19 protein-coding genes are annotated in these 21,166 nt (G+C 64.1%); 18 read left to right on the plus strand and 1 reads right to left on the minus strand.

The features are described 5' to 3' along the window. The first annotated feature begins 1 nt into the window (after window position 1). The 3 genes from mce to ACXAJV_RS10925 are packed head-to-tail and all read left to right on the plus strand — an operon-like array spanning window position 2 to window position 2,432. A complete protein-coding gene (mce, locus tag ACXAJV_RS10915; RefSeq protein WP_475085263.1) occupies window positions 2–418 on the plus strand; it encodes a methylmalonyl-CoA epimerase in 417 nt (138 codons plus the stop codon). After that, window positions 418–762 (plus strand): DUF1467 family protein, encoded by a 345-nt coding sequence (locus ACXAJV_RS10920; protein WP_475085265.1) that lies wholly within the window; start codon window positions 418–420, stop codon window positions 760–762. The genes mce and ACXAJV_RS10920 overlap by 1 nt, the downstream gene beginning before the upstream one ends. A gap of 44 nt (window positions 763–806) precedes the next feature. Continuing rightward, window positions 807–2,432: an AbgT family transporter gene (locus ACXAJV_RS10925; RefSeq protein WP_475085267.1), complete on the plus strand. Its 1,626-nt coding sequence runs from the start codon at window positions 807–809 to the stop codon at window positions 2,430–2,432. An 8-nt stretch (window positions 2,433–2,440) separates the two neighbouring features. Here the strand turns inward: ACXAJV_RS10925 and ACXAJV_RS10930 are convergent, their stop codons facing one another. Next, on the minus strand, window positions 2,441–2,908 hold the full coding sequence (locus tag ACXAJV_RS10930) for a DUF1203 domain-containing protein (RefSeq protein ID WP_475085269.1): 468 nt from the start codon (window positions 2,906–2,908) through the stop codon (window positions 2,441–2,443). Window positions 2,909–3,060: 152 nt separating this feature from the next. Between ACXAJV_RS10930 and ACXAJV_RS10935 the strand changes: the two genes are divergently transcribed. The 15 genes from ACXAJV_RS10935 to bamA all read left to right on the plus strand — a co-directional run bounded on the left by ACXAJV_RS10935 (window position 3,061) and on the right by bamA (window position 21,166). Next, window positions 3,061–3,429 (plus strand): 5-carboxymethyl-2-hydroxymuconate Delta-isomerase, encoded by a 369-nt coding sequence (locus ACXAJV_RS10935; RefSeq protein ID WP_475085272.1) that lies wholly within the window; start codon window positions 3,061–3,063, stop codon window positions 3,427–3,429. Between the two features lie 102 nt (window positions 3,430–3,531). After that, window positions 3,532–4,866, plus strand: coding sequence for a proline--tRNA ligase (proS, locus tag ACXAJV_RS10940; RefSeq protein WP_475085274.1), 1,335 nt, complete (start codon window positions 3,532–3,534; stop codon window positions 4,864–4,866). Continuing rightward, entirely contained in the window at window positions 4,859–6,175 is a 1,317-nt protein-coding gene (locus ACXAJV_RS10945; protein ID WP_475085276.1) for a lipoprotein-releasing ABC transporter permease subunit, read from the plus strand. The genes proS and ACXAJV_RS10945 overlap by 8 nt, the downstream gene beginning before the upstream one ends. After that, window positions 6,168–6,863: an ABC transporter ATP-binding protein gene (locus tag ACXAJV_RS10950; protein ID WP_475085279.1), complete on the plus strand. Its 696-nt coding sequence runs from the start codon at window positions 6,168–6,170 to the stop codon at window positions 6,861–6,863. Before ACXAJV_RS10945 ends, ACXAJV_RS10950 begins: the two co-directional genes overlap by 8 nt. Before the next feature lie 409 nt (window positions 6,864–7,272). Next, complete coding sequence (gene dnaE / locus ACXAJV_RS10955) at window positions 7,273–10,716, plus strand: DNA polymerase III subunit alpha (RefSeq protein ID WP_475085281.1); 3,444 nt, start codon at window positions 7,273–7,275, stop codon at window positions 10,714–10,716. Window positions 10,717–10,877: 161 nt separating this feature from the next. After that, window positions 10,878–11,324, plus strand: a complete 447-nt coding sequence (locus tag ACXAJV_RS10960; protein ID WP_475085284.1) for a YybH family protein — start codon at window positions 10,878–10,880, stop codon at window positions 11,322–11,324. 250 nt (window positions 11,325–11,574) lie between these two features. Next, window positions 11,575–12,429 carry a 30S ribosomal protein S2 gene (gene rpsB / locus ACXAJV_RS10965; RefSeq protein WP_475085286.1) on the plus strand — a complete coding sequence of 285 codons (855 nt, stop codon included), beginning with the start codon at window positions 11,575–11,577 and terminating at the stop codon, window positions 12,427–12,429. A 36-nt stretch (window positions 12,430–12,465) separates the two neighbouring features. Next, a complete protein-coding gene (tsf, locus tag ACXAJV_RS10970) occupies window positions 12,466–13,401 on the plus strand; it encodes a translation elongation factor Ts (protein ID WP_475085289.1) in 936 nt (311 codons plus the stop codon). A gap of 44 nt (window positions 13,402–13,445) precedes the next feature. Continuing rightward, window positions 13,446–14,240 (plus strand): UMP kinase, encoded by a 795-nt coding sequence (pyrH, locus tag ACXAJV_RS10975; protein WP_475085291.1) that lies wholly within the window; start codon window positions 13,446–13,448, stop codon window positions 14,238–14,240. A gap of 16 nt (window positions 14,241–14,256) precedes the next feature. Then, window positions 14,257–14,823 (plus strand): ribosome recycling factor, encoded by a 567-nt coding sequence (gene frr, locus ACXAJV_RS10980; protein WP_475085294.1) that lies wholly within the window; start codon window positions 14,257–14,259, stop codon window positions 14,821–14,823. 24 nt (window positions 14,824–14,847) lie between these two features. Then, entirely contained in the window at window positions 14,848–15,585 is a 738-nt protein-coding gene (gene uppS, locus ACXAJV_RS10985; protein WP_475085296.1) for a polyprenyl diphosphate synthase, read from the plus strand. Then, complete coding sequence (locus tag ACXAJV_RS10990) at window positions 15,530–16,372, plus strand: phosphatidate cytidylyltransferase (RefSeq protein ID WP_475085299.1); 843 nt, start codon at window positions 15,530–15,532, stop codon at window positions 16,370–16,372. The genes uppS and ACXAJV_RS10990 overlap by 56 nt, the downstream gene beginning before the upstream one ends. Beyond that, window positions 16,369–17,583 carry a 1-deoxy-D-xylulose-5-phosphate reductoisomerase gene (gene dxr, locus ACXAJV_RS10995; protein WP_475085301.1) on the plus strand — a complete coding sequence of 405 codons (1,215 nt, stop codon included), beginning with the start codon at window positions 16,369–16,371 and terminating at the stop codon, window positions 17,581–17,583. Before ACXAJV_RS10990 ends, dxr begins: the two co-directional genes overlap by 4 nt. Continuing rightward, window positions 17,580–18,758: a M50 family metallopeptidase gene (locus ACXAJV_RS11000; protein ID WP_475085303.1), complete on the plus strand. Its 1,179-nt coding sequence runs from the start codon at window positions 17,580–17,582 to the stop codon at window positions 18,756–18,758. Before dxr ends, ACXAJV_RS11000 begins: the two co-directional genes overlap by 4 nt. Window positions 18,759–18,784: 26 nt before the next feature. Next, complete coding sequence (gene bamA / locus ACXAJV_RS11005; RefSeq protein ID WP_475085305.1) at window positions 18,785–21,166, plus strand: outer membrane protein assembly factor BamA; 2,382 nt, start codon at window positions 18,785–18,787, stop codon at window positions 21,164–21,166.

Below are 21,166 nucleotides of genomic sequence, written 5' to 3' on the forward strand. Positions count from 1 at the left end.
GATGAAAATCGGACGTCTGAACCATGTCGGCGTGGCCGTGCCGGATATCGAGGCGGCCAAGGCGACTTATGCCGAACTTTACGGCGCGGACGATGCGACGCAGACGAAGGACTTCCCGCATCTGGGGGTTCGCGTCGCCTTCGTGCATCTGGCCAATTCCGAGATCGAACTGCTCGAGCCGCTCGGCGATGACAGCCCGGTCCACAAATTCCTCGAACGCAATCCCAAGGGCGGTCAGCACCATTTGTGCTTTGAAGTGCCCGACATCGTCGCCGCGCGCGATGCGATGGTGGAGAAGGGCGCGAGCGTTCTGGGGACGGGTGAGCCCTATATCGGCGCGCATGGTGTTCCTGTAATCTTCATTCATCCGAAGAATTCCCACGGGCAACTCATTGAACTCATGCAGGAACCATCCTGATGCCGCGCTGGGCTCAATACGTCCTGCCGGGGATTGCCGCGGCGCTCTGGCTGTCGCGCTTCTTCATCCGGGATGAAGGCGTGGGTGTGGTCAACGGGCTGGTCGTTTTCCTGATCGTGTGGTGGCTGGTCTTCTTCATGATGCTGCCGATCGGCGTACGGTCGCAGGAGGAGGCGGGCGACATCGTGGCGGGAACCGAGCCCGGTGCGCCGATGGCGCCCAACCTGATCCGCAAGGGGTGGTGGTGCACCATCGTGACCTCCGGCCTCTGGATCATCTATTACATCATCAACGAATCCGGCCTGGTGGCGCGCTACATGCCCACCGGTGGAAGCTGGGGCTAGCTAGACACACGGTCCGGGGAGACGGGCCGCGGTGAGGGGAAGACATGAGTGACAGCCGGACGAGCCAGGACACGCCGCGGCGCGGTGTTTTCACGCGGTTTCTCGACGGGGTGGAATGGCTGGGGAATCTGTTGCCGCACCCGGTCACCCTGTTCGCGATCCTGGCCGTCGGCATTGTTCTGCTCTCCGGCCTGTTCGGCTGGCTCGGGGTTGCGGTCGAGGATCCGCGTCCCGCCGGCGCCCGCGGTGTTGCCGAGGACGGCATGATCCGCGCTGTCAGCCTGCTCGATGGCGATGGCATTCGCCGGATATGGACCAATCTCGTCACAAACTTCACCGGTTTTGCACCGCTCGGCGTGGTGCTGGTTGCCATGCTGGGTGTCGGTGTGGCCGAGAAATCGGGCCTTTTGTCTGCCGCCGTCCGGGCGATGGTTCTGTCGGCCCCGCGCCACGTGGTGACGGTGGCCATCGTGTTCGCCGGCATCCTCTCGAACACGGCTTCCGAAGTCGGCTATGTCGTGCTGATTCCGCTGGCGGGGGCGATTTTCTACGCTCTGGGCCGGCATCCGCTGGCCGGGATGGCGGCGGCCTTTGCCGGTGTTTCCGGCGGCTACAGCGCCAATCTGCTCATCGGCACGATCGACCCGCTGCTTGCCGGCATTACCCAGGAAGCGGCGCGGCTGATCGATCCGGATTATGAAGTCCTGGCAACGGCGAACTGGTATTTCATGTTCGTGTCGACTTTTGTGATCACGGCCATCGGCTCGCTCGTGACCATTTTCATCGTCGAGCCCAAGCTGGGGAAATACGATCCGTCCCGGGCCGACGAGACCGTGCTCGACAAGCACATGATGCAGCCGCTGGAGCCGGGTGAACGCAAGGGTCTGCTCTGGGCCGGTCTGGCCATTCTGGGCGTTTTCGCGCTGATGGCGCTGACCCTCGCACCGGAATGGGGCGTGCTGCGCAACCCCGATACCGGCGACCGCATCGCGTCGCCCTTCTTCCGCGGTTTCGTGGTGTGGATCCTGATCTTCTTCATTGCGGCGGGCTATGCCTATGGCCGGGCCACCGGCACGATGAAGACCGACCGGGACGTGATCGACGCCATGGCCGGTGCGATCAGCGCCCTGGGCCTCTACATCGTCCTGGTCTTCTTTGCCGCCCAGTTCGTCGCCTTCTTCGGCTGGACCAATCTGGGTGCGATCACGGCCGTCACCGGCGCACAATTCCTGCAGGATACCGGGATGACCGGCCCGCTGGTCTTCTTCCTCTTCATCCTGATGTGTGCGGTGATCAACCTGTCACTGGGATCGGCCTCGGCGCAGTGGGCCGTCACCGCGCCGATCTTCGTGCCGATGCTGATGCTGATCGGTTATGCCCCGGAAGTGATCCAGGCGGCTTACCGGATCGGCGATTCCTCGACCAATATCATCACCCCGATGATGAGCTATTTCGGCCTCATCCTCGCCTGGGCAACGCGCTACGACAAAAATCTGGGCGTCGGCACGCTGATCGCGATGATGCTGCCCTACAGCATTTTCTTCCTGATTTTCTGGTCCAGCTTCTTCTACCTCTGGGCCTTCGGCCTGGATCTGCCCTTTGGGCTCGGCCTGCCGGGGCTGCCGGTCGGTCCGGGCTCGCCCACCTACTATCCTGCGGCTGCAGGGTAGGGCCCGTCTCAGGCGCGCTCGACCCGAGCGGCAAAGCAGCCGTGCGCGGCATTGTGGACGTCAATATAGGCAATCTCGCTGCGGGCGAGGGCAGCCTCGATGGCTGCGCGCGGATCGCCGGTGAGAGCCAGCTCAGCGCTGGCCAGCATGCCGTCCTTGTCGAACAGGCGCAGCGCCAGCGGGCGGCCACGCATGACGGGCGGGATCTCGTCGGTCAGCTGGGCGGCTTCGGCCGCATTCTCCCGCACATAGATCGCATAGGCCGAGCGGTAGGGCGTGTCGGCGCTGTGGCTTTCATGATGGAGCAGCAGCACGCTTTCGCCCGGTTCGGCATCGTCCAGCGTGATGCGGCAGGGAAAGCCGGGCTTGGCGGTGACGGTCTTGCGGACGATGCCGCGGGCGGCGAGTTCCGCGTCCGGCAGGCCGAACAGGGGGCGGAAGGGTTCCGGCGACAGGCCGGTGATGCGAAAGCTCATCTCGGGCACTCCTTGGTGTGACGGTCACCTTGTGCCGCCGGCCAATGACTGCGGCCACCCGATCCTTGCGATTGTAACCGGCCTTGCGATTGTATCCGGCAGGGCCTGACGCCATGTCTTGAACGATCTGACCTTCAACCGGAGCCTGACCCATGCCGCACGTCATCCTGCACCATTCCGATCTCGACGCCCTGGGCCTGACACCCGAACAGCTGGTCGATGCGGTCTTTCACGGCATGGAGGCGAGCGAGCTTTTCGATCCGAACGACATCAAGGTGCGCGTCGTGCCCGTCAGCCATTACCGCAATGGCCGCAACAACTATTCCTTCATCCATGCCGAGGCCCGGATCATGCCGGGGCGTACACAGGCGCAGAAGGCGGCGATGTCCGACCTGGTCCTGTCCGCCGTTCAGGCGCTCGCTACGCCGGTGGCCTCCATCACCGTCGAGGTCAGCGATATCGACCGGGCCTGCTATGCCAAGGCGGTGACGCAGGAAAGCGGTGTGACGCTGAAGGCCTGAGAGCCACGGCAAAGGACTGACAGAGGCGGGGAAGGTGCCTTGTCATCGCTTCCCAACGCGTTCTAATGGGGGCTGAACCTCTTATCGCGGAATTCCCCACCCATGCGCCTGTCCCGCTTCTTCCTGCCCGTCCTCAAGGAAACCCCCTCCGACGCCCAGATCGTCTCGCACCAGTTGATGCTGCGGGCCGGCATGATCCGGCAGCAATCCGCCGGCATCTATTCCTGGCTGCCGCTGGGTCTGAAGGTGCTCAAGAAGGTCGAGCAGATCGTCCGCGAGGAGCAGAACCGCGCCGGTGCCGTGGAGCTGCTGATGCCGACCATCCAGTCGGCTGATCTGTGGCGCGAAAGCGGCCGCTATGACGATTACGGCGCGGAGATGCTGCGCATCACGGACCGTCACGAGCGCGACATGCTGTTCGGGCCGACGAATGAGGAGATGATCACCGAGATCTTCCGCTCCTATTGCCGCTCCTACAAGGACCTGCCCAAGCTGCTCTACCATATCCAGTGGAAGTTCCGGGACGAGATCCGCCCGCGCTTCGGCGTGATGCGCGGCCGCGAATTCCTGATGAAGGACACGTATTCCTTCGATCTGGACGAGGAGGCGGCGCGCCGCTCCTATAACAAGATGTTCATCGCCTATCTGAACACCTTCTCGCGGATGGGCCTGAAGGCCGTGCCGATGAAGGCGGATACCGGGCCGATCGGCGGTGACCTGTCGCACGAGTTTATCGTGCTGGCGGAGACCGGTGAGAGCGAGGTGTTCTGCCATGCCGACCTGGTCGACATGGGCGCGCCGGGCTCCAACGTCGATTTCGATGGCGATCTGCAGCCGCTGGTCGACCAGCGCACCGCGCTCTATGCCGCGACCGACGAGATGCATGAAGCCGATGTGTTCGCCCGGGTGCCCGAGGATCGCCGTCTGACGGCGCGCGGTATCGAGGTGGGCCACATCTTCTATTTCGGCACCAAGTATTCCGATCCGATGAAAGCCCTGGTCACGCATCCCGACGGCAAGGAGCGGGCCGTGCATATGGGCTCCTATGGTGTCGGCGTGTCGCGCCTCCTGGGCGCGATTATCGAGGCCCATCACGATGAGAAGGGCTGTATCTGGCCCGAGGAAGTCGCGCCCTTCGGTGTCGGCATTCTCAATCTGCGCGCCGGCGATGGCGAGGCGGATGCAGCCTGTGAAGACGCCTATGGCAAGCTCATGGCGGCCGGTCTCGACCCGCTCTATGACGACACGTCGGAGCGCCCGGGCGGCAAGTTCGCCACGGCCGACCTGATCGGCTTGCCCTACCAGCTCGTGATCGGACCGCGCGGTCTGAAAGAGGGCAAGGTGGAGCTGAAAGTGCGCCGTACGGGCGAAACCCACGAGCTCTCGCCCGAGGACGCCGTCAACCGTCTTGCCGAAAGGGCTTTTGCCGATGGCTGATCCTGCGGTCCGTGCAGCCGGGGGCGCGCGCCCCTTCTCGCCGTATGAATTCATGCTGGCCTTCCGCTATCTGCGGGCCCGGCGAAAGCATGGCGGCGTGGCACTGATTGCCATGATCTCCTTTGGCGGGATCACCCTGGCCGTTCTCGGCCTGATCGCTGTCATGTCGATCATGAACGGTTTCCGGGCAGAACTCTTCAGCCAGCTGCTCGGCTTCCAGCCGCATGTCTATGTCGATACGCGCAATCTCGATGCCGAGCGTGTCGATGCGCTGGTGCGCGAGCTTGAGGCGATGCCGGGCGTGGTCAGCGCCGATCCGGTGGTGCAGGGGCAGGTGCTGGCCTCCTCCGAGCGCTATCAGAGCGTCATCGTTGTATTGGGCACCCGGCCGGAGGATGTGGCGGCGCTGGACGTGATTGCCAATCCGTCGCCGGATGGCCGCACGGGCCTTGTGGAAGGCAATCTCGACGGGTTCGGCGAAGGCCATAATGGCGGCGACACGATCATCCTGGGCTCGGGGATCGCCCGGCGTCTTGCCGTTGGTGTCGGCGACCGCATCACCTTCACCACGGCCCGGGGTACGCCGACCGTGTTCGGGGCGCGGCCCAACCAGAAAGCCTATTATGTCGGGGCAGTTCTGGCCGCCGGCGTTTCGACCATCGACGAGAGTGCGGCCTTCATGCCGCTGGACCAGGGCCGGGTCTTCTTTGCCAAGGGCGAGGGGACCGACCAGATCCAGGTGCGGCTGGCCAATCCGGACATGGCCGCCAGCATGGTGGGAAGCATCGGTGCGCTCGCCGGCCCCGATGCGGCCGCCTACGACTACACCCAGCTCAACCCCGCCTTCTACAATGCGCTGGAATTCGAGCGCACCGCGATGCGGCTCATCCTGTCGATCGTTGTCGCGATTGCCGCGATGAACATCATTTCCGGCCTGGTGATGCTGGTGAAGAACAAGGGGCGCGACATTGCCATCCTGCGCACGATGGGGGCGACACAGGCGTCCGTGATGCGGGTTTTCCTGATCGTCGGGGCCTCGATCGGTGTTCTGGGGACGCTGGCCGGCATTCTCCTGGGCATTCTCTTCGTGGTGAATATCGGCCCGATCCAGGATTTCATCACCTGGACGACGGGCACCAATCCCTGGGATCCCAGCGTCTATTTCCTCTATCGCATTCCGGCCAAGCTGGACTGGGGGGAGGTGGCCTTCATCTCGGTGTTCGGCTTCATCGTCTCGCTCCTGGTGACCTTGCCGCCGGCCTGGCGGGCCGCCCGTCTCGATCCCGTGGAGGCGCTGCGCTATGAGTGATCCCGTCCTCGATCTGCGCGATATCGTGCGCACCTACGTAACCGAAGCCGATACGCTGGAGGTCCTGCGCGGGGTCAGCCTGACCCTGATGCCCGGCGAGATCGTCGGCCTCGTCGGCCCCTCCGGTTCCGGCAAATCCTCGCTGCTGCATGCGGCGGGGCTGCTGGAACGGCCCGATGGCGGGGAAGTGGTCGTCTGTGGCGCGGCGACAAGCGGCCTGTCCGACCGGCAACGCACGGCGATCCGGCGGCGGGATATCGGTTTCGTCTATCAATTCCACCATCTCCTGCCCGAATTCGATGCGCGCGAGAATATCGTCTTGCCGCAACTGATCGGCGGCGTGCCGCACAGGGCGGCTGTTGCACGGGCCGATGCCCTGCTCGAGCGCCTGGGCCTGTCCGACCGTGCCACGCACCAGCCCTCGCAATTGTCCGGCGGTGAGCAGCAGCGTGTCGCCATCGCCCGCGCGCTGGCCAATGCACCGCATGTGCTGCTGGCCGACGAGCCGACCGGCAATCTCGACCCCACGACGTCTGCAACCGTGTTCGAGGCCTTTCGCGAGACGGTGCGCGATGCCGGAGCCGCCGCCCTGGTGGCGACCCATAATCACGATCTCGCGGCCAGGATGGATCGTGTCGTGACCTTCCAGGACGGGCATCTCACGCCCTACAGCCCGGAAACGGCCTAGAGATTCCCGGAACATGTCTGGCGGAACGTTTATGGAACTTTCTGCTTGACGCGATGTCTGTGTCGGAATAGAACAAACCCGGAACATGAATTCGGGAGGTTGTCATGCGCCGCGTACTTCAAGATGTCTCTGCCGCCACAGCTGTACTGGGTTTTGCCTGGATGATCGCCATGTGGGGAAGCGTGCTCGGCGCAGCCTGAGGCGGACGCGAAAGGGCTTACCGTGTGTGCCGGGGCTTTCCGGCGGTCTTTACTGAGATCGGGCTTGCAAGCCTGATTTCGCCTGACGCGTTCCTGGCGTAGTTTGTCTGCCTCTCGACTCGCGGTGGCCGGTTCCGGTCCGGATGATCGGGCTTCAGCCCTGATGATGCGCGTGGCGGGGAGGTTCTGAAGCGCTGACGGAGCGGGCGATGACGGCGAGACAACCCTTTGTGCATCTACGGGTCCGTTCGCCCTATTCGCTGCTCGAAGGCGCGATCCGCATGCCGCAGATGGTGTCGGCCTGCCGCGAGCACGGCATGCCGGCCATTGCGCTGACCGACAGCAATAATCTCTTCGGCGCCCTGGAGTTTTCCGAGGTGATGGCCGGGGCAGGGATCCAGCCGATCGTCGGCTGCACGCTCGCTGTGCGCACGGTGGACCCGCATCCGGGCGAACGCGCCGAGCCGGAAGGCATGCTGGCGCTGCTGGTGCAGGACCGCACCGGCTATGAAAACCTCATGGCGCTGTCCAGCGCCGCCTATCTCGATGTGGACGGGTCGGAAGAGCCGCATGTGCCGCTGTCCCTCGTGCTCGAACATGCAGACGGCCTGATCTGCCTGACAGGCGGTCCGGACGGCGTGCTCAACCGCTTTGTGACCGGCGGGCGGCAGCCGGAAGCCAACCGGTTGCTGGAGCGTCTGTCGGCGGCCTTCGGCGACCGGCTCTATGTCGAGCTGCAGCGTCACGGTCTCGCCGAGGAGCTGGAGGCCGAGAACTGGCTGGTCGAGGAGGCGTACAGCCGCGGCCTGCCCCTGGTCGCCACAAACGAGGCCTATTTCCCGGACCCCTCGATGCACAAGGCGCATGATGCGCTTCTGTGTATCTCCGAAAGCTCCTACGTCTCCGTGCAGGAGCGCCGCCGGGTGACGCCGGATCACTATCTCACCTCGCCGGACGACATGAGTGCGCGCTTTTCGGATCTGCCCGAAGCGCTCGCCAACACGCTGGAGATCGCCCGGCGCTGTGCCTACCGGGTCCGCACGCACGCGCCCATCCTGCCCAGCTTCCCCACCAAGGGCGGCCGCGACGAGGCCGAGGAACTTGTCGCCCGCGCCCATGAAGGCCTGACCGAACGTCTGGCCTCCGGCGCCGATGCGGCGCCTGAGAAGGCCTATCGCGAACGGCTCGACTTCGAACTTGGCATTATTCGGCAGATGGGCTTCCCAGGCTATTTCCTGATCGTTTCGGACTTCATCCAGTGGGCCAAGTCGCATGACATTCCCGTCGGACCGGGCCGGGGCTCCGGTGCCGGCTCGCTCGTGGCCTATGCGCTCACGATTACCGATCTGGACCCACTGCGCTTCGGTCTCCTGTTCGAACGTTTCCTCAATCCGGAACGCGTCTCCATGCCCGACTTCGACGTCGACTTCTGCCAGGAGCGGCGCGGCGAGGTGATCCGCTATGTGCAGGAGCGCTACGGCAATGACCGCGTGGCGCAGATCATCACCTTCGGTACGCTGCAGGCGCGCGCCGTGGTGCGCGATACCGGGCGCGTTCTGCAATTGCCCTTCGGCCTGGTCGACAAGCTGGCCAAGCTGGTACCGTCCAACCCGGCCAATCCGGTGACCTTGGCCGAGGCGCTCAAGATCGAGCCCAAGCTCGAGGAAATGCGCCGCGACGATGATGCGGTCGACAGCCTGCTCACGGTCGCGCTGCGGCTGGAGGGGTTCTTCCGCAACGCCTCCACCCACGCCGCCGGTGTCGTGATCGGCGACCGCAAACTCTCCGAACTCGTCCCGCTCTACCGCGATCCGCGCTCCGACATTCCCGCCACCCAGTTCAACATGAAATGGGTCGAGCCGGCCGGTCTGGTGAAATTCGACTTTTTGGGTCTGAAAACCCTCACCGTGATTGCCCGCGCACTGGGCTATATCGCTTCGGCCGGCAAGGCGGTTCCCGATATCGAGGGGATCGACTTCGACGACAAGCCGACCTTCGAACTCCTCCAGTCCGGTCATGCGATCGGCGTGTTCCAGCTGGAAAGTTCGGGCATGCGCGACACGCTGAAGAAGATGAAGCCGGACGCGATCGAGGACCTGATCGCGCTGATCTCGCTTTATCGTCCCGGCCCGATGAAGAATATCGACGTCTATGTCGACCGGAAGTTCGGCCGGGCCGAGGTCGATTGCCTCCATCCCGATCTGGAAGGCGTGCTGCAGGAAACCTACGGCGTCATCATCTACCAGGAACAGGTGATGCAGATCGCGCAGATCCTGTCCGGCTACTCACTCGGTGAAGCCGATCTTCTGCGCCGCGCCATGGGCAAGAAGAAGAAGGAGGAGATGGACAAGCAGAAAGTCCGTTTCCTCGAGGGTGCCGAAGCGAAGGGCGTGAGCCGCGAGAAAGCCTCCTACATTTTCGAACTCGTCGCCGAATTCGCCGGCTACGGTTTCAACAAGTCCCACGCCGCCGCCTATGCCGCGATCGCCTACCGCACGGGCTATCTCAAGGCCAACTACCCGGTCGAGTTCATGGCGGCGCTGATGTCACTCGACGCGGCCAATACCGACAAGCTGGCCGCCTTTTTCCAGGAAATCCGCCGCATGGGGATCGAGGTGCGGCCGCCGGACGTGAATGCGTCCGAGGCCGATTTCTCGGTCGAGGAGGGCACGATCCGCTTCGCGCTCGGCGCGATCCGCAATGTCGGCTTCTCCGCCATGGAGCACATCGTTGCCGAGCGGTCGCAAAGCGGACCCTTCAAGGATCTCTATGATTTCGCCGAGCGCGTCGATCCGCGGCATATCAACAAGCGGACCTTCGAGAATCTGGCGCGGGCCGGGGCGTTCGACAGTCTCGATCCCGACCGGGCCCGGGTGCTGGAAAGCGCGGAAACCCTGCTTTCCATGGCCCAGCACGCCGCACAGCAGCGCGAAAGTGCCCAGGCCAGCCTGTTCGGCGGTGGCGGGGATGATGTGGCGCTGGAGCGGCCGCGCCTGCCGCAGCCCGATCCCTGGACCGCGACCCAGCGGCTCGACGCGGAATTGTCCGCCATCGGCTTCTACCTGTCCGGTCATCCGCTCGACGACATGGCCGAGCATCTCGCCGGCCGCGGCGTGGTCTTTCATGCCGAAGCGCCGGCGCGGGTCGCCGACGGCGCCACGGCGCTACGCCTGTCCGGCATGGTGCGCCGGCGCCAGGAACGCGTCTCGAACAAGTCCGGTGAACGCTTTGCCTGGGTGACGCTGTCCGATCCAACAGGCGAGTTCGAGGTGTTTATTGCGCCGGAACTCCTGCGCACCTCGCGCGACCTGCTCGACAGTGGTCAGGCCGTGCTGGTGAATTGCCGCGTCGACGAGCGGGACGAGCAGATTTCCTTCTTCGCCGACCGGCTGGAAGTGCTGGACATGCAGATCTGCGCCGAGCGTCTGCGCGTACGTCTGGATGATGCGGCGGCGCTGTCGCGCATCCATGCGCGGCTCGAGCGGGCCAATGGCCGGGCGGATGTTTCCAAGGATGCCGTGATCGATCTTTTCGTGCCGATTGCGGGCGGCGGGGAGGTGGAATTGCGCCTTCCGGGCCGGCACAGCGCCGACAGCGCGCTGCAGGCGGCGCTGAAGGGCGTTGACGGTGTCGCTTCCGTCGAGGTCGCCTGATTGTGCCGGGCGATGCGGCGAGGTTGCGGACGCCTGGACTGACATGCGGCCGCCACAATCCGGATTCGCGCGATGCTGTATGGATCGCGATTGTATCGCTTTTCGGTTGTGCGGCGTGCGGACTTCGCTAGGGTCGCCACGCTTTGTTCAGGGGGGAAACCATGAAAACACTTTTTTGTGCCGGCGTTGCAGCATTGGTTGCAGGTTCGCAGGGCTTCGCTCAGGAAACGCCGGAAGAGCTTCTGGCTGCATTCATCGCTGCGGTTGAAGCTGAGGATTCCGAACAGCTTGCGAGCCTTTACGTCGAAGGCGCCGACAGCTACTCGCCGGGTACTCAGCATGTTCGTGGCCGCGCAGCGATTGCAGCCGACTGGCAGGGCTTTTTCGATGCCTTCGAGGCCATTGATATTGATATCGAGCCTCATGGTGAGGCGCATGCCGATGACATCCATGCGGCCTGGGGCGTCTGGACGATGACGCAAACGCCGGCGGGTGGTAGCGAACCCTTTGTCCTGACAGGCCGCTTTACGGATGTTCAGCGTCAGATCGACGGGCGGTGGTACTATCTCGCCGACCATGCGTCCGTCTCGCCGGCCGCCGCCGACTGACACGCAATAGCGGATATGTCGTGCCGGTCTGGTGCCGGTTCGGCAGGATAGAGGCGTGCCAGGTGCAGTCCGGCGTGATCGGACTGCACCCGGTACGCCTTGCCCCGCTTGCCAAACCGGCTGTCTTGGGCCTATAAGCCGCGCCATCACGCACACGGGGCATCGTCCGGCCGAAGGCCTGACGCTCCGGTGCCGTTCGCATGTGCGGACGGCTCCGCTCCGTGGAGGCCAACCGGAAAAGGAAAAATCGATGGCTCTCCCTGAATTCAGCATGCGCCAGCTGCTCGAAGCTGGCTGTCACTTCGGTCACCAGACCCACCGCTGGAACCCGAAGATGAAGGACTTCATCTTTGGCGAACGCTCCAACATCCACATTATCGACCTGTCCCAGTCCGTCCCGCTGCTCCACCAGGCCCTGGTGAAGGTGCGCGAAACGGCTGCCAAGGGCGGTCGCGTCCTCTTCGTCGGCACGAAGCGTCAGGCCCAGGAACCGCTGGCCCAGGCTGCCGCGCGCTGCGCCCAGTACTACATGAACCAGCGCTGGCTCGGCGGTACGCTGACCAACTGGCGCACCATCTCCAACTCGATCGCCCGTCTGCGCGAGCTGGAAACCATGTTCGAAGGTGAGGGCGGTCTGGCCGGCCTGACCAAGAAGGAACAGCTGATGCTGACCCGCGAGCGCGAGAAGCTCGACCGGTCGCTCGGCGGTATCAAGGACATGGGCGGCACGCCGGACCTGATGTTCGTGATCGACACGAACAAGGAAGGCATCGCCATCCAGGAAGCCAAGAAGCTGGGCATTCCGGTGATCGCCGTGGTCGACACCAACTGCGATCCGGACCCGATCGATTTCCCGATCCCGGGCAATGATGATGCCTCGCGCGCCATCGCCCTCTACTGCGATCTGATCGCTGACGCTGTGCTCGATGGCATGGCCGACAGCCAGATGGCCATGGGCATGGATCTGGGCGAAGCCGAAGCGCCGGTCGAGGCGCTGGTCGAGGAAACCGCCGCCGAAGAGACGGCTGCCACGGAAGCCGAAGCCGCAACGGGCGACGAGGCTGCCACGGAAACGTCGTCTGAATCTGACAAGACCGAAGCGTAAGCTTCGATTTCACGAGCGATAATCCAGGAGATACCGATGGCCGCGATTACTGCTGCTCTCGTCAAGGAACTGCGCGAAAAGACCGGCGTAGGCATGATGGACTGCAAGAAGGCGCTGAACGAGACCGATGGCGACTTCGAAGCCGCCGTTGACTGGCTGCGCAAGAAGGGCCTGTCCAAGGCCGCCAAGAAGGCGGACCGTGTTGCTGCCGAAGGCCTCGTTGCCGTGGCAACCGAAGGCGGCCAGGGTGCCGTCGTCGAAGTGAACTCGGAAACCGACTTCGTCGCCCGGAACGAGAAGTTCCAGGCTGCGGTGAAGGACATTGCCGCGCTCGCGATCGGCACGTCCGGCGATGTGGACGGCCTCAAGGCTGCCAAGCTGGCCTCCGGCGAAACCGTCGAGGACAAGCTGACCAGCCTGATCGCCACGATCGGTGAAAACATGGCCCTGCGCCGTGCCGCCGTTGTCACGGCCGAGCCGGGCGTGGTCGCCAGCTACGTCCACAATCCGGCTGCGGACGACATGGGCGCCATCGGCGTTCTGGTCGGCCTGAAGTCGAGCGGCGATGCCGCCAAGCTGGCCGAGCTGGGCCGCAAGATCGCGATGCACGTTGCTGCCGGTTCGCCGGCCGTGGCCGTTTCCGTTGACATCGACGGCGTCGACTCGGCCCTGGCGGACAAGGAACGCGAAGTGTTCGCCGGCCAGGCTCGCCAGTCCGGCAAGCCGGAAAACATCGTCGAAAAGATGGTGGAAGGCCGCATGCGCAAGTTCTACGAGGAAGTCGTGCTTCTGAAGCAGGCCTTCGTCATGGACCCGGACCGCACCATCGAGCAGGTGCTGGCGGATACCGCCAAGGAACTGGGCACGCCGGTCGAGATCTCCGGCTTCGCGCGCATGGCGCTGGGCGAAGGCGTCGAGAAGAAGTCCGAAGACTTCGCGGCCGAGGTCGCTGCAGCGACCGGCCAGTCCTGATCGCATTGAGAGCGGCGGCGCTTTAAAGCGCCGCCGCTTTCTATATGCTGCACGCCGTGACTGATTCATCTGCATCCGGGCCGGTTTCAGGCCAAGAGAACCCGCCGCAATTCCGGCGGGTTCTGCTCAAGATTTCCGGCGAAGCCCTGATGGGCGACCAGAATTACGGGATCGATATGCCGACGGCAGATCGCATCGCGTCCGAGGTTGCCCAGGCCGTGCGTGCCGGTACCGAGATTTGCCTGGTGATCGGCGGCGGGAATATCTTCCGCGGGCTCACCGGCGCCGCCAAGGGCATGGACCGGGCCGCTGCCGATTATATGGGCATGCTGGCGACCGTGATGAATGCGCTGGCCATGCAGACAGCGCTGGAACGCGTCGGCGTCCAGACACGCGTCCAGTCCGCCATTCCGATGACAACGGTTTGCGAGCCCTATATCCGGCGCCGCGCCACCCGTCATATGGAAAAGGGCCGGGTGGTGATCTTCGCTGCCGGCACGGGCAATCCCTTCTTCACCACCGATACCGCTGCCGCCCTGCGTGCGGCCGAGATGGGCTGCGACGCGCTGCTCAAGGGCACACAGGTGGACGGTGTCTATTCCGACGACCCGCGCAAGAATCCGGACGCGGAACGCTTTGATCAGCTCGACTATCTTGATGTGCTGACGCGTGATCTCAAGGTGATGGACGCCTCGGCGGTGACGCTGATGCGGGAAAACGCCATTCCGATCGTCGTCTTCAGCATTCACGACAAGGGTGGTCTGGCCCGCGTTCTGGCTGGCCAGGGCGTGTGCACGATGATCGGCAAGCCGCGGCCTGCACCGTCAGCTGGCAAATAACAGGAAAGAGCAAGCCATGAGCGACGATATCGATTTCGACGAAGCCGACCTCAAGCGGCGCATGGATGGGGCGATCGAGGCCCTGCGCAAGGAATTCGGCGGTCTGCGCACCGGCCGCGCCAGCGCCGGCCTGCTCGATCCGATCAAGGTCGAGGCCTATGGCACGCCGACGCCGATCAACCAGGTCGCCACGGTCTCGGTTCCCGAACCCCGCATGATCTCGGTCCAGGTGTGGGACCGGACCATGGTCGCTGCCGTGGACAAGGCGATCCGTAATTCCGGTATCGGCCTGAACCCGGTGATGGAAGGCCAGCTGCTGCGTATTCCGATTCCGCCGCTCAATGAGGAGCGCCGCGCCGAGATTGCCAAGCTGGCCGGTACCTATGCCGAACATGCCCGCGTCGCCGTGCGCAATGTGCGCCGCGACGGCATGGATGCGCTGAAAAAGATGGAAAAGGATGGTGTGCTGTCCGAAGACGAGCACAAATCCTTCGCCGAGGATGTGCAGAAACTGACGGATGATGCCATCAAGCGGATCGATGAGAGCCTGAAGATCAAGCAAGAAGAAATCATGCAGGTCTGATCACCCCGCTTGCGGAGCGAACCCATGACCGACGACGCTTCCGCTTCCCAGCCGGGGCCCGCCCATGTGGCGATAATCATGGACGGCAATGGCCGCTGGGCGAAATCCCGCGGCCGCCCGCGTGCCTTCGGGCACCGGCGCGGCGTCGAGACCGTGCGCAAGGCGGTCGAGACCGCCGGCGATCTTGGCGTGCGCTATCTGACCCTGTTCTCGTTCTCGACGGAAAACTGGAACCGTCCGGCCGACGAGGTCGGCGCGCTGTTCCAGCTCATGAAAACCTATGTCGAGGCGGACCTCGAACAGCTTGCCGGGCGCGGCGTGCGGATCCGCATCATCGGCCGGCGCGACAATCTGAGTGAAGACCTCAAGGCCATCATCGAGCGGGCCGAGGCGCACACCGCCGCGAACGACCGGTTTCACCTTACCATCGCCTTCAACTATGGCGGCCGTGACGAGCTGGTGCGTGCGGCGCGCACGCTGGCCCGGGCCGCACAGGAAGGCGCGATCGATCCCGACACCATTGACAATTCGGCCTTCGAGCAGGCGCTCGATACGCACGGTCTGCCCGATGTCGACCTTTTGATCCGCACCAGCGGGGAAGAGCGCATTTCCAACTTCCTGCTCTGGCAGCTGGCCTATGCGGAACTGCTCTTCCTCGATGTGCTGTGGCCGGATTTTTCGGCCCGGCATTTCGCGGGGGCGGTCGATGCCTTCAAACAACGCAGCCGGCGCTATGGTGGGCTCGATGCTGGCGCGGCGTGACCCGGTTTTCCAGCGCCGCCTGATCTCGGCGCTGTTGCTGGGACCGCTGGCGCTGGTCCTGTTGTGGATGGGCGGGCTGGTATTCACGGCCTGGGTGGCGGCTTTCGCCGCGGCCATGGCCTGGGAATGGATCCAGATGTCCGATCCCAAGGCACCGCCGGTCGCCTACGCCATTGCCTGTGCCACCGCCTCCGGTGCCGTCCTGCTGGCCGGCGAGACCTCGACCCAGGATGCACTGTTCTGGGGGGCGGCCGGTACGCTGGCGGCGGGTGTCGAACGCTGGCGGCGAGGCTGGTCAATCGAGGTGCTGGGGGTGCTCTACGTGTCGCTGGCGGCCGGTCTGCTCGCCTCCATGCGCGCCGAACCCGCGCATGGCCTGCCGATGGTCGTGCTGCTGTTTGCCATCGTTTGGGCTGCGGACAGTCTGGCGTATATTGCGGGAACCTGGCTGGGCGGTCCGAAACTCGTGCCCCAGGCCAGTCCCAACAAGACCTGGTCCGGATTCATTGCCGGGCTTGCCGCCGGAACCGCTGCGGGCGTGGGCGCCGGCGCGGTCTTCGACCTCAACCTGCCGGTGGTGGCCGTCTTTGCGGCGGTCGTCGCCGTCGCATCCGTGCTGGGCGATCTGGCGATGTCCCTGTTCAAACGCAGTTTCAACGTCAAGGATTCCGGAACGCTGATTCCGGGCCATGGCGGTGTGCTGGACCGTGTCGACGCGCTGATGCTGGCCGTGATTACCGCCGTGCTGTTCCAGCGTGTGATCCCGTTGGGCTGGGGGGCGGCATGACCGCGCCCCGCCGTGTCAGCGTTCTGGGCGCCACCGGCTCGGTCGGGCTGTCAACGCTCGACCTGGTCGCGCGGGCTGAACCGGGAATGTTTGATGTGGTCGCGCTGACGGCGCGGACCAATGCCGTGGAGCTCGCGCGGCAGGCGATCAAACATCGGGCCTCTCATGTCGCGATCGCAGACCCCGCCGCCGCACCGGAATTGCGCGAGGCCCTGGCGGGGCATCCTGACATCGTCATTGGCGTCGGTGAGGAGGCGGTGTGTGAGGCCGCTGCTGTGCCGGCCGACTGGACCATGGCCGCCATTGTCGGCGCGGCAGGTCTGCGGCCGACGCTGGAAGCCGTCCGCCAGGGCGCGGCGCTGGCCTTTGCCAACAAGGAATGCCTGGTCTGTGCCGGGCCGCTATTCATGCATGAGGCAGCGCGCTGCGGTGCGACGCTGCTGCCGGTGGACAGCGAACACAATGCCGTCTTCCAGGTCTTCAACGGCGCGCACAGGTCTGCGATCCGGTCGATCACGCTGACGGCATCGGGCGGGCCTTTCCGCACCTGGCCGCTGGAACGCATGGCGGCGGCCAGCCGCACCGACGCGCTGACCCATCCGACCTGGTCGATGGGTGCGAAGATCACCATCGACAGCGCGTCGATGATGAATAAGGGGCTGGAGATCATCGAGGCCTGCTGGCTGTTCGACCTGCCGCCGGAACAGGTCGAGGTGGTGGTGCACCCCCAGTCCATCGTGCACGGCCTTGTCGAATACGCGGACGGCAGCCTGCTGGCCCAGCTGGGATCGCCGGACATGCGTACGCCGATCGCCAGCGCGCTGGCCTGGCCGGAGCGCATGGAGGCGCCGGTCGAGCGTCTCAGACTGGACCAGATTGCGCGGCTGGAGTTCGAGGCACCGGATCCTGTGCGGTTTCCGGCCATCCGTCTGGCCCGCGATGCGATCCGGGCAGGGGGGATTGCCCCCGCCGTGCTGAATGCCGCGAATGAAATAGCAGTCGAGGCTTTCCTTGCCGGGCGGATCGGCTTCCTTGACATCACGGCGAGTGTTGCAGAGGTTCTGGCGCTCGCTCAGGCGGATGCGGACATGCCGCGCGCGCTTGCGGCCTTCGAGGATGTATTCGCCATCGACCGGCGGGCCCGCGAGCTGGCACGCGACTTGATTGGTGGCCTGTCAGTGGAAACGAGATCACGGAACACGATGTCATGAGCCTGATCGGCACCGGCTTTCTCACGATTTTCTCATTCGTCTTCCTGATCTCGATTGTCGTCGTGATTCACGAGCTCGGCCACTATTGGGCCGGCCGCATGTGTGGCGTGCATGCAGAAGCCTTCTCGATGGGGTTCGGTCCGACGGTCGCCTCGTGGCGCGACAAACGCGGCACGGTCTGGCGCATCGCGGCCTTTCCTCTTGGCGGATATGTGAAATTCCTGGGCGATGCCGGCGCTGCCAGTGAACCCGATGCCGAAAAGCTTGAGGAAATCCGCAAGCGGATGGGGCCGGATGCCGAGCGCTGCTATCACTTCAAACCGCTCTGGCAACGCGCTTTCGTGACGGCGGCGGGACCGATTGCAAACTTCATCCTGGCCATCTTCATCTTTGCCAGCATTGCGCTTGCACTGGGTGGCCCGGCCTACCAGCCGGCAGTCGTAGGAACCGTTGCGGAAGACAGTGCCGCTGCAGAAGCCGGTTTCCAGGTCGGTGACCGCATCGTCGCGATCAATGGCAGCGGTATCCAGTCCTTTGATGACATCGTAACGGAAGTCGTCTGGCGGCCGGGCGAGGAAATGCGTTTCGATGTTGAGCGCGCCGGCGAGATACTCGTGCTGCGGGCGGCGCCGCGGGCCACTGAGGTGGAAGACCGTTTCGGCGGCACCCGGACGCTTGGCCGTCTCGGTCTGGGCTCGGTCATGACGCCGCCGCTGCGCGACAGCTACAACCCCATCACGGCCATCGGCTATGGTGTCGACCGGACCTGGACGGCGGTGTCGATGACGGCGCGCTACGTGGTCCGCGTCGTCACGGGCCGGGTCTCGCCGGAATTGCTCAACGGGCCGGTGGGAATCGCCACGGCCGCCGGCCAGACGGCCTTGACCAGTGTCGAAGCAGGCGGAAATGCCGGCGAAAGCACTTTCTTGCTGCTTGTTAATCTCGTTCATCTGGCAGGCTTCCTGTCGGTTGGACTGGGTTTGGTGAATCTTCTACCGATCCCCATCCTCGACGGCGGCCATCTGGTGTATTACGCCTATGAAGCGGTTGCCCGGCGTCCGCTGAGCATGAAAGCGCAAGCCATCGGATTCCGGGTGGGACTTGCACTTGTGCTCGGTATGATGCTTGTAGCGACCTGGAATGACCTGAATTACCTGCTCGGTCAGATTTTCTGACCGGGCCCAGCAAGCGGCGATCTTCCATGGCGAGTGTTCTGCGTATTCTCTTCGCAGCCCTTTTGACTGTGACATTGCCGGCCATCGCGCCGGCCCAGCAATCCGGTGTGGAAGAGACTCCGCAAGCGGCCCCCGAAGTGCAGGCCCAGCCGGTGATCCGTCAGATCCTGGTTGAGGGCAATCAGCGGGTCGAAGCCGATACCGTTCTGTCCTACCTGCTGATCCAGCCGGGACAGACCTTCGACACCCGCCTGGTTAACCTCTCGATCCAGACCCTGATGGCGACGGGCCTGTTTTCGGACGCGCAGTTCGAAAATCGTGGCGAGCTCGTTGTTGTCCGCGTCCAGGAAAACCCGATCATCAATCGGGTGATCCTCGAGGGCAACAGCGCCATTGACGACGACAGGATCACGGACGAGATCGAGGCCCAACCGCGCGCGATCTTCACGCGGGCTCGCGTACAGTCGGATGTCCAGCGCATTATCGAGGTCTATCGCCGCTCCGGCCGATTTGCGGCATCCGTGACGCCGAAGATCGTCGAGCAGCCGCAGAACCGCGTCGACCTGATCTTCGAGATTTCCGAAGGTCCCGTGACCGGCGTGCGCCGGATCAACTTCATCGGCAATGAGAGCTTCTCTGACCGCCGTCTGCGTCGTGAACTGGTGACGCGCGAATCGCGCTGGTGGCGGTTCTTCTCGTCGAACGACAATTACGATCCGGATCGTCTGGAATATGACCAGGAATTGCTGCGCCAGTTCTACATGAACCAGGGCTATGCCAATTTCCGGGTGCTTTCTGCGGTCGCCGAGCTGACGCCCGATCAGGAAAGCTTCTACATCACGATCACGATCGACGAGGGCGAGATCTTCAACTTCGGTGAAGTCACCGTGTCGACCGAGATCGAGGATCTGAACGAGGAGTTCCTCGCTGCGACCCTGCCGATCCAGGAAGGTGATCTCTACCGGGGCGAGCTTATCGAAACCGGGATCGACCAGCTGACATTTGCGGCCGGCGCTGCGGGTTATGCCTTCGTCAATATCAGCCCGCGCACAGCGCGTAATCGCGAAGAGCGGACTGTCGATATCGAGTTCGTGATCGATGAGGGGCCGCGCGTCTATATCGAGCGCATCGATATCACCGGCAATACCCGCACGCTCGACCGCGTGATCCGCCGCGAGCTGGATATTGTTGAAGGCGATGCCTTCAACCAGGTTCTCATTGACCGGTCGCGCAATAATGTGAGGCGTCTGGGCTTCTTCGAGGATGTCGAAGTCAATGAGACGCCCGGGTCCGCGCCTGACCGCGCGCGTGTCCAAGTCGCGGTGACCGAGCAGCCGACCGGCGAACTGGCCTTCGGCGCCGGTTTCTCCTCGACCGATGCCTTCCTGGTCGATCTGTCGATTTCGGAGCGCAACCTGCGCGGCCGCGGGCAGTTCCTGCGCTTCCGCATCTCGGCCAGCTCAAACCGCGAGTCGATCGACATCCGCTTCACCGAGCCGCGTTTCCTGGACCGTAATCTGGCGGCCGGCTTCGACCTGTTCCGCGTCAATTCGGACTTCATCTCGGAAGCCTCCTTCCAGACGGAATCGACGGGTGCCAGCGTGCGCCTCGGCTTCCCGGTGACGGCGTCGACCAATCTGCAGCTGGGCTACACACTGCGGACCGATGATGTGCGGGTCTATTCGTCGGCCTCGCAGGCCCTGCTGAACCAGGCCGGCGAGCGCACGACGTCCGTGCTCACCTATACGCTCAACTGGTCGCGTCTGAACGACCCGATCGAGCCGAGCCGCGGCTATCGCCTGCAGTTCTCGCAAGGCTTTGCCGGCATTGGCGGCGACGTCCGCTATGTCCGGTCTGAAATCGAGGGTGCCATCTACCGGCCGGTTCTCCCGCGCCTGTTCGACAACAACATCGTCGCGAGCTTCACGATGAATGGTGGTTTCGTTCAGCCGTGGGGTGGAGATACCGTCCGCATTAATGACCGCTTCTTCAAGGGCGGCAATTCGTTCCGGGGTTTCGAAGTGGCCGGTATCGGTCCGCGTATCGTCACCCGGAATGAAGAGACGGGCGAGCTGAACCGGGGCGACGCCCTGGGCGGCCGTCTGTACGCAGTCGGGGCGTTCGAGGTGTCCTTCCCGACCGGGTTGCCGGAGCAGTACGGGGTTCGAGCCAGTGTCTTCACCGAGTTCGGTACCCTGGGTCTACTGGATACTCCCGACCAGATCGACGAAGGGGCCGCCGGGACAGCTTTCACGATCGACGACATGGCCCTTCGGGCCTCCGCCGGCGTGAGCATTTTCTGGGATTCACCTTTCGGACCGGTGCGTTTCGACTTTGCCGAGGCCTTCATCCGCGAGGACTACGACAGAGCCGAATTCTTCCGGTTCAGCACGAGAACAGGGTTCTAA

Source organism: Maricaulis sp. ABE4_448 (genome assembly GCF_056160825.1).